Genomic DNA, 12,170 nt, shown 5'->3' with positions numbered 1-12,170 from the left:
TTGGCCTTTTTTCATCGGGTCAACGCGATGTCGCGCCAGGCAGAATTGATGAACTGGCTCGACATCGGCCGGGTGTCGAATGCCGATGGCGGCAAGGATATTTTGTTGGCGAGAAATGAGCGCGGCGCCCGGATCGACTGGCGCACGGGCGAGGTCTGGCTGATGAATCCCAAGGTGGAGCAGCCGTTTGCTGATTTTCTCGCCGTCGAACGCTGGCTGACTTTGCGCGACATGCCGACGGCGGGCAAGCCGGCGCATGCCGCTCCTGCGCCAGCGGAGCCGGAACCGGAGGCAGCGCCTGAGCCCGGGCCGGCGCGCGAGACCTTGCCGGCTTTCCAGCAAAAGGTCGACGATTGCCTGGCCAAGGCGGAAGGTGGTCAGGAATTGCTGGAAACGAAGCAAGCCTTCGAGGCGGGCAGCGAGCCTTACCTCGAGGCGTCGACTGAACTGAGCAAGACCGCGCTGGAGCTCGATGTCTCGCCGGCGATGGTGGCCACCTTTCATATCAGCGCGTTTGCCGCGCTGGCCGAAACGGCGGGAGCCGACAAGCTGGAAAGAGTGGCGGCCAGCCTGCATGCCGCAGCCAGGCAGATCAGGGCCAGCGTCAGCGCGTAAAAGTATGGGGCAGGCCAGGCCAGGCCAGGCCTGGAATGAAAAAACCGCTGAATCCCTTGCAGGAGGCAGCGGTTTTTATGTATTGGTTGCGGGGACAGGATTTGAACCTGTGACCTTCGGGTTATGAGCCCGACGAGCTGCCAGACTGCTCCACCCCGCAGGCGAATTATAACCGAGTTTGCTGCATTGCGAAAGAGCGGATGCAAATAGAGGGTATTTGGCTTGCAAGATGGTCATTGACATACTGCGACGCAACGGAAAAAGCCGCTGATTCCTTTGCAAGAATCAGCGGCTTTCATATATCTGGTTGCGGGGACAGGATTTGAACCTGTGACCTTCGGGTTATGAGCCCGACGAGCTGCCAGACTGCTCCACCCCGCAGGCGAATTATAGCGGGGTTTGCTGCAATGCGCAATGGCCTTGCATCAGGCCATTAATTTAGTCTGGTATCAGGCTGCGGCCAGGCGCCACAGCGACGTGATTTCCTTCGAACGGGCCGCATGCAGGCTGTCCGTGGCATCCTGCGCGCGCGGGTGCGTGGGTTTCACGTCCAGGCGGTCGATGACTTTCAAGCCCGCTTGCGCTATCCATTCGAGCAATTGCGCGCGCGGCCGCAGGTCCAGATGCTCGGCCAGGTCGGACAGGATCAGCCAGCCTTCGCCGTTTGGTTCCAGATGGTCGGCCAGGCCGGCGAGGAAACCGCGCAGCATGCGGCTGTCCGGATCGTAGACGGCGTACTCGATGGGCGAGCTGGGACGTGCGGGCAGCCACGGCGGATTGCACACGACCAGCGGCGCGCGGCCGGCGGGGAATAAGTCGGCCTGCACCACGTCGACTTTGTCGAGCAAGTCGAGGCGGGCCAGGTTTTCGCGCGCGCAGGACAGGGCGCGCGGGTCCTGGTCGGTGGCGACGATGCGTTCGATGCCGCGCTGCGCCAGCACGGCGGCCAGCACGCCCGTGCCGGTGCCGATGTCGAAGGCCAGGCTGGCGCGCGGGGGCAGCGGCGCGTCAGCCACCAGGCCCACGTATTCGCCGCGGATGGGCGCGAATACGCCGTAATGGGGGTGGATGCGCTGGCCCAGGGCCGGCAGTTCCACGCCCGTGCGGCGCCATTCGTGCGCGCCGATCAGGCCCAGCAGCTCGCGCAGCGAGGCGACGAACGGCTCTTCGCCGCGGCCATACGCTTCATTGCAAGCCAGTTTCACGTCCGGCGCGCGGCGCAGCGGGATCGTGTAGTCGGCATCGAAAGGCAGCAGCAGCATGGCCAGGGTGCGGGCGCGTTGCGACTGGGCCTGGCGGTGCAGATGGAAGGCTTGCGTGGCGGATGGTTCGGGTTGCGCCAGCTTGGAGGCCTTGGCTTTTTTGCTCGGTTTGTCGTTCTTGTGGTCGGCGCGCCGCGCCAGCGCCTGCAGCAGCTGGCGCGCGTTCTGGAAGTCGCCGCGCCACAGCATGGCCGTGCCTTCGCAGGCCAGGCGGTAAGCCTGATCTGCCGTCGTGCGGTCATCGGCGATGACGACGCGCTTGGGCGGCGGCATGCCGCTTTCCGAGCGCCAGCGGGCCGAATGCTCGGCGCCGTTTTCGCTCCAGTGGATCTGCGGATGAACGGTAGGTGAAGAAGTGTCGGACATGGGATTCAATCGATAGAAGGGGGCGCGCGGCATGGTCGCCTGCGCAGGCCGTCTTCCATTATACGTCGCTGGCCGTGCTGTCTGCGGTGTCCGTGCCATAGGCGAGTGCCAGCGCACGGGCGCGCGCCTGCTCTTCCGGCGTGGACTCCGTAGCTTTCTTGCCGGCCTCGGCGGACTCGGCGGCATGGTCAGGCTGCAGCAGCTTGAGCAAACGCAAGCTCAGGTTGCCCGCCAGATCGCCATCCTTGCCGCTGGCGCTGGCGCCGTCGGATTGCTGACTGAATATACTGCTGTGCAATTGCTGGTCGAGCAGCTTGAACAGGTCGTGCAGATTGCCGGCAAAGGCCGTGGCGGGCAACTCTTTGGCGGGCGGCGCGGCGTCATCGGATGGTGGGACTTCCTGCGCATCGTCTTGCGTTTGCGTCAATGCGCCCGCGCTGATGTTCGATTGATATTGCACTTCCACTTCGAAGTCGAAGGTTTGCCCATCGGCCGTGGTGATCTTGCCCTTGCCGATGAAATGCGCGTTTTCATCGAGACTGAAGGCGGCCGCGCGGCGGCTGCCGCCAGCGCCCGAGACGCTGGCGCTACCGCTGCTGAAGCTGGAGCCGGCCTGCAGGCCGACCGAATCGAAAGTGATGCTGGCACCGTCGCCAAACAGCTGGCGCGTCATGCTGGAAAGGAAATCCTGCGCCACGTCGATGGTGGCGTTGCCCAGCGCGTCCGTGCGCTGTTCCAGCCCCTTGGCCGACAGGTCCAGGCCATTTTTCGACAAGGCCACCACGTCTTGTGCGGTGCGCTGCATCAAGGACGAAGCGGCCAGGCCGGCCGTGCCAACGCCCGCTTTTTGCGGCGCTTGCCCTGCCAGGGGTGTGGCGGCAGGCTGGCGCGAGCCGGGGCCGAGGGGAGGAGCGAGGGCGGGAAGCTGGGACATGGTCGGTTCAAATGGGGAAGATATGCGAATTAACGGCAATATCTCCCCGTACTTTAACCATTAGTGGTGGTGCGACCAGCTACCGTCAGCCGATGCCAGGTAGGACTTGACGGCATCGGCCTGGCCCGTGGCGTGGCGCTTGAGTTCGCCGCATGCGCAAATGCCCTGGTAGGGCTGGATATGCGAGCAGGCGGAGACTTTTTGCAGGTAGACCTGCATGGATTTGTGACATTTTACGCACTTGAAGGTGAGGCTGCGGGCGGCTTTCATGGGTTTCCTTGAACTGTTGCGGGGCGTAGGCGGTGCTTGCGCGAAGGCGGCGATTTTAACGCACTCCGGCCATCGTTACACGTTGTTGCATCTGCGCCACGCGCAGGTCAACTGAATCCGCGCCATGACGTTGAACGTATATAGGAGGTCGTCTGACCGCCATTGAAGAGGTAGCACCATGGACAAGCATGACAAGGAAAAGCCTGTACAGCCCGCCAAGGAACTGGTCAGGAAGTGGTTGAAAGCGGAGCTGGAACAGCGCCGGCCGCCGCCCGACCCCGAGCAGATCCGCCGCGAACTGGGCTGGGATTTGCTCCGGCTGGGCCGCGAACCTGTGCCACGCTAGCGCACCGTCACCACGCTCTTGCCGCCGGACCCCGGCTGCACGAGGATGCGGGTGGCGATGCGTTCCGTCATTTCCTGCACATGCGAGATGACGCCCACCTTGCGGCCCATCGCTTGCAAGCCGTCGAGCGCATCCATGGCCACGCGCAGGGTTTCCGTGTCCAGGCTGCCGAAGCCCTCGTCGATGAACAGCGATTCCACGCGCACCCGGTTCGAGGACAGCGAGGCCAGGCCCAACGCCAGGGCCAGCGAGACGAGGAACGATTCGCCACCCGACAGCGAGTGCACGGAACGCAGCTCGCCGCCCATGTCCTGGTCGCGCACCATCAAGCCCAGCGATGGATTGTTTGGGTTATCGATGCGTTCCAGCTGATAGCGGCGCGCCAGGTGGGCCAGATGCGCGTTGGCATAGCCAAGCAGCACTTCCAGCGTGAATTGCTGCGCATAGTTGCGAAATTTCTTGCCGTCGGCCGAGCCGATCAATTCATTCAGGCTGGCCCAGCGCCGCTCGATGACGGCTTGCGCCTCGATTTGCGCCAGCATCGATTGCGCGCTGTGGCGCCTGGCGTCGTCCTGCGCGATAGCCAGGCGTAAGCGCGTCGCTTCCTGGTTGGCCGCCAGGCGTTCCGCGCCAAGCGCGTCGAGCGCGCCTTGCAGCGCGGCCACGTCCGTTTCCAGTGCTTCCGGTGGCTGCTCCAGGTGGTCCGCATGCTGTTGCCGGCGCTCGGCCAGCACGGAGAGCGCCGCCGTATGGCCGTCGGCGATCACTTGCAGGGCATCGCGTTCGGCGCGCATGGCTTCCGGCGCGATGGCCAGATGCGCGCGCAAGCCGGGCATGTCGGCGGGCGCATGGGCCGGATGGGCCAGCTGGAAGCGGCGCAGCCAGTCCTCCAGCGCTGCCGCCGCCGCGTTGTCTTGCTGGCGCAAGGTATCCAGGCGCAGGGCCGTTTGCGCGCACGCTTCATCGAGGCGCGCGCGCGCCTGGCTGGCCGACTGCGCCGCCGTTTGCTGCTGCGCCAGCTGATCTTTGGCACGCGCGATGGCGCCGGCCAGCGCACCTTCCACTTCGGCCACGGGCTGGCCATCCCACAGCGCCGCGCGCTGCGCTTGCAGCGCCTTCAACTGCGCATCCAGGGTGGCGTATGCCGCATGCGCTTCCAGTGCCAGCTGCTGTGTCGTGTGCGCGGCAGCATTGGCTGTGTCCAGTTGCGCGGCCAGGGTCGCCAGCGCGTGGAGGCGGCTGTCCTGCTCTGCCTGCTGCTTCAGCCATTGCCGGCTTTCCGTTTCGCGCGCCGCGCGGAAGGCGGCAGGGCCGGCGCGCCAGCCATCTTTCCAGTCTTCGGCGCCATCCGTGTCGGCAAAGGCGGCATCGAGCTGCGCCAGCAAGCCATCGAGGGCGCTGCGCGACGTCTCTGCCTTGTCCTTGCTGGCCGTCTGCTGCGCCTGCAACTGCGCCAGCCGTGTTTGCGTCTCGGCGACGGCGGCCGTCAGGCGCGCGTGTTCGGCGCCGGCCAGTTCGTGCGCCGCCTGCGCCTGCTCGCGGCGCGCGCTGGCCTGGCGCAACGCCGCCTCCTGCTGCGCCAGCGCCTGCAAGCCGGCCACATTGGCTGTCAATTGTTGCGTGAACCAGTCCGCGCGCCGGGATTCTGGCGGCAGTTGCAAGATGGCGCCATGCGGCTGCCACTGCGCCTCCAGGGTGGCGATGGCGGGCGGCAGGGCCGCCAGTTCGGCTTCTATTTGTGCCTGTTCGCGCGCATAGCCAGCCAGCGCCGCCCTGTGCGTGGCCAGCTGGTCCAGATTGCTGCGCGCCTGCGTGCGGCAAGCCAGCACTTCATCCTGCAAGCTGGCCAGCATTGCGTGCAAGGCGTTGTCGGCTTGGCCAGCGTGGCCAGCGTGGCCAGCGTGGATATACGGGTGCTCGAGCGCGCCGCAGACGGGGCAGGGCTGCGCGTCCTGCAAGGTCGCGCGCAGCTGTTCGACGCTGGCCGCGCATGCCGCTTCGGCACCCTTCAAGGATTTTTCCGCCTGCGCCAAGCTCGCTTCCAGCAGCGCCGTCCGGGCGGCTTGCGCCGCCAGCGCCGTGTTTTCCGTCTGCACTGCCTGGGCCAGTTGCGCGGCCCGGGTTTGTCCGCGCGCCAGCTCCTGTTGCTTGCGCGCCAGCTCCGTCCATGTCTTTTCCGCCGCATTCAACTGGCGCGCATGCTCTTCCAGCTGGCCGCGCTGTTGCTGCAACAGCTGTCCATCGATGGCTTGCACGGCCCCAGCCGCTGCGCGCCGCTCGGCATCGCGCGCGGCCAGCGCCGATGCGGCAGCGGCCAGCGCGGTGTGCTCTTCACGCATAGAATCGCTGGCGTGGCGCACCAGTTGCGCCGATGTGGCCACCTTGGCGTCGGCCGCATCGGCTTGCGCAGCGGCCTGGCCGGCCTGGGCGAACAACTGGTCCGACAATTGCCATGACGTGGCCAGCGCCTGCCAGTGTTGGCGCGATGCCAGCCACAGGCGGCCCGTGTCCTGTTCCGCCTGCATGGCGTGCTGGCGCTGCTGCAGTGCCTGCAGCGCGTTGCGGGCCGACTCGTTGGCCTGGTCGGCGCCTTGCGCGGCTTGCCTTGCCTGGCCATGCGCGGGCAGTTGCGCCAGGATGCCGGCATCGAGCGCCTTGGCTTGATCGAGCAGGGGCGCCGCATCGCGCTGCGCCGCCTCCCTAGCATGCAAGGCGGCTGTCGCCAGCAGCAATGCCTGCGCCAGTTGCGCTTCGGCGGTGACGGCGTACGCCGCCTGCACGCGCGACGCTTCCAGCGCGGCGCCGGTGCTGGCGATGTCGCCCGCCAGGCGCGTCACGTCGTCGATGAGGGGTCGCGCCGGTTGCAGCAATTCCCACTGCGCCAGCGCCGTGCGGCGTTCTTCCGCGGCGGCGCGCTCAAAGACCGCGCTACCCAGCGCCTCTTGCGCGGCAGTCACCTGGGTTTGCAGCTTGTGCGTCTCCTGGTGCCAGCGCTGCTGCAGTTCCAGCACGGCCTTGCGCAAGTCGAGGTGTTGCAGCGTGGTCTCGGCCGCACTGCACAGCGCCTCGGTCTCGGTGCGTTCTTGCGGCGACAAGGGGCGCTGGTCGGCCAGTTTTTCGCCCAGGCGTTCGAGCGCCTGTTTTTCCTTTTTCGCCCGCTCGAAGGCGCGCACGGAAATATCGGTATAGATGCTGCTGCCCGTCAGGGTTTCCAGCAATTCGCCCCGTTCATTGTCTTCCGTCTTGAGGAAGGTGGAGAATTCGTTTTGCGCCAGCAGCACGGCGCGCGTAAACTGGTCGAAGGACAGACCGATGCGTTTTTCGATCTCGTCCTTGACTTCCGTCTTGGTGCCGCCGATGGGTTGCAGCGCGGGCAACTGATGCAAGCTCATGGCGGTCGCTTGCAGCGCCCCTTCGGCCCGCGTGCGCGAGCGGCGCACGCTCCAGCGCGCGCGGTAGCTTGCGCCGTCGTTGCCGACGAAATCGACTTGCGCGTAACCGTCCGGCGTGCCGCGGCGCAGCAGTGTGCGCGTATCCTGGGCATTGACCGTTTCCTTGCCCACGTCGGGCAGGGCGCTGCCCCGGCCCAGCACCTTCAGCAGGCGCGGCGTGGCGTCGTACAGGGCCAGGCAGAGCGCGTCGAGCAGAGTGCTCTTGCCCGCGCCCGTAGGGCCGCTGATGGCGAACAGGCCGGAAGACGCCAGCGGCTCTTGCTGGAAGTCGACTTCAAATTCGCCGGCCAGCGAAGCCAGGTTCTTACCGCTGATTTTCAGGATTTTCATGGATTTTCCGGTACAGTCAGGCGCCGGGCAGCAGCAGTTCGGCCAGGGCCGAGAGGAGTTCGGGCGGCGCGGGCCGGCCGTATTTCTGCAGGTACAGGCGGCGCAAGATGTCGTCCGGCTGCAGCTGGCCTAATTGATCGAGCGTCATGTTCTCGGGCGCACTGCTGCGCGCGGCGCTCGATGTTTCGATCTTCGCCAGGCGCACGCGCTTGCCGTCGAGCGCCGTTTCGATGCGCGTGCGCAGGCCCGGTTCCGGCGCATCGAGGCGCACGCGCACTTCCAGGAAGGGCTGCGCTTCCGTGGGCGCATCGGGCACGTCGAGGGCGGCCAGCTGCGCCAGCACCTCGTCTATCGGTGCCGGCGTTGCCGGTACGCGCAGCAGGGGAACGGCGCGCGGCACTTCGATGGCGCGTACTTCGCGTAACTGCTCGCCGTCGATATCGAGGCACAGCACCTGGTGGCGGTAGTTCACTTCGGCGAAGGACAGGGGAATCGGGCTGCCGCAGTAGCGGATATGTTCCTGGCCGCCCACGGCCTGCGCCTTGTGCAGGTGGCCCAGCGCCGCATACGCGATGGATGCGTCGAAGATCCCCGATGGCAGCATCTCGGTGCCGCCGATGACGATGCGGCGTTCGGAATCGTTCGACATTTCGCCGCCCACCATGTGGCAATGGCCCATGGCAAGGATGGCTTGCCCGGGCTGGCGGCGCGCCAGCGCCAGGTCCGCCAGTTGGCGGTACAACAGGGCGATGCCGCCCAGGTAGGCATCCTGGGTATCGCCAGCCGGCAGCTTCGGCACGTCGCCGGGGCGCAGGAAAGGCACGGCCAGGCACCAGGCCTGCACCTGGCCATCGGCGCCCGACAAGGGCAGCAGCAAGCGTTCCAGGTCGATCTCGCCATCCTCATCGCGCAGCAAATGGCCGATGACGTGCGTGCCATGCGCGGCCAGCAAGGGGCCGGGCGCTTCGAGCCGTCCGGCCGAATCGTGGTTGCCGGCGACGACGAGCAGTTGCAGTGCGGGCAGGCGCGCGCGCGCCTGCTGCAGGAACACGTACAACTGCTTTTGCGAGGCGGCCGACGGGTTGGCGTTGTCGAACACGTCGCCCGCCACCAGCAGCACGTCGACGTGTTCGGTCACGAGCGTGTCGAGCAGCCAGTCGAGGAAGCGCTGGTGTTCGTAGCCCCTTTCAAAATTGTGCAGGGTCTGGCCCAGATGCCAGTCGGAAGTGTGCAGCAGGCGCATGGTGTGGCAAGGGTAGGGAAGACAGGCGCCAATATAGCAGGTATGGCGCCAGGCGCCAGCGGCTGGATCAAAGCACTGCGGCACCCGCGCGATAAGTGTTCCTGCCATCCTGCTTGGCCTGGTACAGCAGCACGTCGGCGCGCTGCAGCAGCACGGCGGGGGAAATATCTTCGTCGCGGTAGAAGGCCAGGCCGATGCTGGCGGAAATGCGCACGGTGATGCCATCGAGTTCGAACGGCTGCTGCATGAAGGCGACGATCTTTTCCGCCAGCAGTGCCGCGTCGTCGGGCCTGCTGATCTGTTCCATGATGATGGTGAATTCGTCGCCGCCCAGGCGGGCGATGATGTCGGTGACGCGCATGGTCTGCGTCAGACGCTGGGCGAAGGCGCGCAGCAGGGCGTCGCCGGTGCCGTGGCCATGCGTGTCGTTGACAGGCTTGAAACGGTCGATATCCATGTACATGACGGCCATCAGGTGCTGTTGCTGGCGGCTCGCGTGCATGGCGTCGCTGAGTTTTTGCTGGAAGCCGGCGCGGTTCGACAAGCCGGTCAGCGCATCGACCTGGGCCAGTTTCAGCAAGCGCTGTTTTTCGCGCTTTTGCACGGTGATATCCTGGCGCATCACGTGAAAACCCGCCACCTGAAGCTTGTCTTCGCCGAGCTGCGGAATGTAGATCACTTCCATGCAGCGCTCGATGCCGTCCTTGTCATCTTCTTCCTCGAAGCTCAGGGTTTCGCCCGCCAGCACGCGTTCGATATATGGCGCCACCGTGCGGTAGCGCGCCTCGCCCACCGTATCGCGCACGCTGCTGCCCAGCGCCTGCCGGCCCGTCAGGCCGAATTCGCGCTCATAGGCGATATTCAGGAAGCGGTAGACCTGGTCGGCGTCGATATACGCGATCATGGCCGGCAAGGTGTCGGCAATGGTGCGCAGGCGCGCTTCGCTTTCCAGCAGCGCCACTTCCGATTCGCGCAAGGTGGTGATGTCGTCCAGGCTGCCCACGTAGCCTTCGATCTGGCCGTCGATGAGGATGGGAGCGATCTTCACGGAGACCCAGACCAGCCTGCCGTCGCGTTGCAGGCAGCGCAAGGTGGACTGGAACGGCGTGTGGCTGCGCATGAGCTGTTCCAGCGCTACATGCATCAGCGGATAGTCGTCTGGGTGCACGGCGCTGGTCCAGCCGGCGCCCAGGGCGGCGGCGCGCGGCAGGCCCGTAATCGATTCGAAGGTGCGGTTGACGTAGGTGCAGCGGCGCTGGCGGTCCAGGCGCACCAGGCCGAGTGGCGAGGCATCGTTGACAGCGGCCAGCTCGGCCTGTTTCTGGCGCAGTTCCAGCTCCTGCTGGCGGCGCTGCGAGATATCTTCGGCGATGCACAGGATATGTTCGATCTGCTGGCGCTCGTCGAACACGGGCACGGAGACGGCGCGCAGGTAGCGCAGGCTGCCATCTTGCAGTCGCAACGGTTTTTCCATATGGTCGACGACGCCGCGCTCGGCCAGGATGGCGCGGTCGTCTTCGGCATCGTGCAGGCCGAAGTCGGGTGGGAAGGCCTGGCAATCGGTCTTGCCGATGACGTCGGCGGCCAGGTGGCCGGTAATATCCTCGGCCGCCTTGTTCCACACTTCCATCTGGCCGAAATTCTCCGGGCGTGCGCTTTTCACGTAGACCAGCACGGGCAAATGGTCGATCAGCGACTGCAGGAAGCTGCGGTTATCCTGCAGCGCCAGTTCGTCGTGCTTGCGCGCGCTGATGTCGCGCGAGGTGACGGCCACGCCGTCGGTGATGGGCACCACCTGGTGGCGCAGCCAGCGTGTGCCGCCCGAGGCCAGCGTCAGCTCGAATTCATCTTCCAGCGGCTGGCCCGTTTCCATCACCCGCACGAAGCGCTTGAAAAAACGCTCGCCGCGCAGCAGCGGCACCCGCGGCAGCACACGCTGGCCCAGCAGTTCGGAGCGTGGCTTGCCCAACATGTCGGCGGCCCGCTCGTTGACGTCGGCGAAAATGAAATCTTCCACCGGCTTGTCCGGCGCGGGGCGCCAAGCCTTCAGCAGCAGCACAGCGTCGAGGCTGCCCTGATGCGCTGCGCGCAGCAAGGCTTGCGTTTCCTTGGCCTGGCGGATGCTGCGGCGCAGGCGTGCGCTCTGGCGCGTCAGCAGAGTCGTAAAGCCGGCAATGAGCACGCTGGCAGCGAGCAGCGTGCCGATATACACCAGGCGGCGGTGTTCGAAGCGCGTCAGGGCGACGGCACGGCTCACGCCCACCACGGCCAGCAGCGGGTAGCGCGGCAGCTCGCGGTAGCTGTAGATGCGTGACGTCGCGTCGATGGGCGGTTCGATCAGCAGTTCTTCGGCGGCATGCTGGGGCGGTCCGGGCATGCGGAAGTCGATGCGGTCGCTGAGGATCAATTGCTCGCCGATGCGCCCGACCGTCAGGCCGCTGTCGCGTGCCACCAGCATCAGGGCGCCATGCTCATCGAGATCCAGGCGGTCGTAATCGTCGATAAAATAAGTGGGGTCGACGAGGATAATGATGGCGCCGGCGAAGCGGCCCTGTCCATCGTTCAGGCGGCGCGCCAGGCGGATGGTCCAGTGCTTGCTGTCTGCGTCGAGCATCGGCGTGTCGACCAGGGCCGTGTCGGATGAATTGGCGGCCAGCGCCCTGAAAAATGCCTGCTTGGCCAGATTTTCCGGCAAATACGCGTTGGCGCTGTCGATCACATTGCCCTGCGCGTCGGCCAGCGCGATCGGCAGTGCCAGCTTCGATGGCAGCACGCTGTCGAGCAGGCCCTGGCGGCGCGTGAATTCATTCAGGCGCAGGCCGCCGCTTGACTCCTCGTATTTGAGCTTGAACAACTGGGTGGCATGGTCGGTCTGGCGCAGGGTGAAACTGGTATGGTCGGCCAGGGTGCGCGCCAGCGACTGGCTGACGGCCACGGCATCGCGCACGGCGCTGGCGCGCTCCTGGCCCACCTGGTAAAAGACGGCCGCCCACAGCGCCAGCAGCAATATGAGCGCAAACAGGGGCACCAAGCTGAGTCGGTACAGGCGGCGGGCAAGGCGTTGCAGGGGTCTCGTTATCGCTATCACGGGCGCTTGCAGGCTATATTCATGGAAAAGGGGAGGGGCGGCGTGGCGCGCATGATAGCCGAAATCGGCTGCCTTGCGCGTAACCCTGTTGCCGCCGCTTCCATCGTCTGTTCGCGGTCTGTCGCTAGGCTTATTTTGCGTTAAATCAAGTATCTGTGGTGCCGCGCACGCTAAAAAAAGCACGCCGGCGGCGACACTGGCTGGCGGCGTGGCAGAAAAAGTACAATTGTGCCCCCATCCTCATTAAAATGAGTGCTTCTACCG

Annotated in this window: 8 protein-coding genes and 2 tRNA genes; 2 read left to right on the top strand and 8 right to left on the bottom strand. The window is 65.7% G+C overall.

What is annotated here, in order from left to right:
- Positions 1-48: 48 nt before the first annotated feature.
- On the top strand, positions 49-615 hold the full coding sequence (locus ACQ4W7_RS21420; protein ID WP_436533079.1) for a hypothetical protein: 567 nt from the start codon (positions 49-51) through the stop codon (positions 613-615).
- Between the two features lie 83 nt (positions 616-698).
- Here the strand turns inward: ACQ4W7_RS21420 and ACQ4W7_RS21415 are convergent.
- From ACQ4W7_RS21415 to ACQ4W7_RS21395, 5 genes are all read right to left on the bottom strand, one after another.
- Positions 699-775, bottom strand: a tRNA-Met gene (locus tag ACQ4W7_RS21415).
- 144 nt (positions 776-919) lie between these two features.
- Positions 920-996: transfer RNA gene (locus ACQ4W7_RS21410), tRNA-Met, on the bottom strand.
- 68 nt (positions 997-1,064) lie between these two features.
- Positions 1,065-2,243 carry a methyltransferase gene (locus ACQ4W7_RS21405; protein ID WP_436533077.1) on the bottom strand — a complete coding sequence of 393 codons (1,179 nt, stop codon included), beginning with the start codon at positions 2,241-2,243 and terminating at the stop codon, positions 1,065-1,067.
- A 58-nt stretch (positions 2,244-2,301) separates the two neighbouring features.
- Complete coding sequence (locus tag ACQ4W7_RS21400; protein WP_436533075.1) at positions 2,302-3,177, bottom strand: hypothetical protein; 876 nt, start codon at positions 3,175-3,177, stop codon at positions 2,302-2,304.
- Between the two features lie 60 nt (positions 3,178-3,237).
- Positions 3,238-3,447 carry a hypothetical protein gene (locus tag ACQ4W7_RS21395; protein WP_436533073.1) on the bottom strand — a complete coding sequence of 70 codons (210 nt, stop codon included), beginning with the start codon at positions 3,445-3,447 and terminating at the stop codon, positions 3,238-3,240.
- A 178-nt stretch (positions 3,448-3,625) separates the two neighbouring features.
- Here ACQ4W7_RS21395 and ACQ4W7_RS21390 point away from each other — a divergent pair, with 178 nt between their 5' ends.
- Positions 3,626-3,793, top strand: coding sequence for a hypothetical protein (locus ACQ4W7_RS21390; RefSeq protein ID WP_436533071.1), 168 nt, complete (start codon positions 3,626-3,628; stop codon positions 3,791-3,793).
- Here the strand turns inward: ACQ4W7_RS21390 and ACQ4W7_RS21385 are convergent.
- The 3 genes from ACQ4W7_RS21385 to ACQ4W7_RS21375 form a co-directional block, all read right to left on the bottom strand.
- Positions 3,790-7,575: an AAA family ATPase gene (locus ACQ4W7_RS21385; RefSeq protein WP_436533069.1), complete on the bottom strand. Its 3,786-nt coding sequence runs from the start codon at positions 7,573-7,575 to the stop codon at positions 3,790-3,792. The genes ACQ4W7_RS21390 and ACQ4W7_RS21385 overlap by 4 nt on opposite strands.
- A 16-nt stretch (positions 7,576-7,591) precedes the next feature.
- Entirely contained in the window at positions 7,592-8,818 is a 1,227-nt protein-coding gene (locus tag ACQ4W7_RS21380; RefSeq protein WP_436533067.1) for an exonuclease SbcCD subunit D C-terminal domain-containing protein, read from the bottom strand.
- 67 nt (positions 8,819-8,885) lie between these two features.
- Entirely contained in the window at positions 8,886-11,906 is a 3,021-nt protein-coding gene (locus tag ACQ4W7_RS21375) for a PAS domain-containing protein (RefSeq protein ID WP_436533065.1), read from the bottom strand.
- Positions 11,907-12,170 lie beyond the last annotated feature (264 nt).

The organism is Janthinobacterium algoris (assembly GCF_051380935.1).
Taxonomy (GTDB): Bacteria; Pseudomonadota; Gammaproteobacteria; order Burkholderiales; family Burkholderiaceae_D; genus Janthinobacterium.
This window is presented reverse-complemented; position numbering and strand designations above follow the sequence as displayed.

What these genes read in the sequence shown, in the direction of transcription:
- ACQ4W7_RS21380 (WP_436533067.1), bottom strand. Translation starts at nt 8,818, where the DNA reads ATGCGCCTGCTGCACACTTCCGACTGGCATCTGGGCCAGACCCTGCAC.
- ACQ4W7_RS21395 (WP_436533073.1), bottom strand. Translation starts at nt 3,447, where the DNA reads ATGAAAGCCGCCCGCAGCCTCACCTTCAAGTGCGTAAAATGTCACAAA.
- ACQ4W7_RS21385 (WP_436533069.1), bottom strand. Translation starts at nt 7,575, where the DNA reads ATGAAAATCCTGAAAATCAGCGGTAAGAACCTGGCTTCGCTGGCCGGC.
- ACQ4W7_RS21405 (WP_436533077.1), bottom strand. Translation starts at nt 2,243, where the DNA reads ATGTCCGACACTTCTTCACCTACCGTTCATCCGCAGATCCACTGGAGC.
- ACQ4W7_RS21400 (WP_436533075.1), bottom strand. Translation starts at nt 3,177, where the DNA reads ATGTCCCAGCTTCCCGCCCTCGCTCCTCCCCTCGGCCCCGGCTCGCGC.
- ACQ4W7_RS21420 (WP_436533079.1), top strand. Translation starts at nt 49, where the DNA reads ATGAACTGGCTCGACATCGGCCGGGTGTCGAATGCCGATGGCGGCAAG.
- ACQ4W7_RS21390 (WP_436533071.1), top strand. Translation starts at nt 3,626, where the DNA reads ATGGACAAGCATGACAAGGAAAAGCCTGTACAGCCCGCCAAGGAACTG.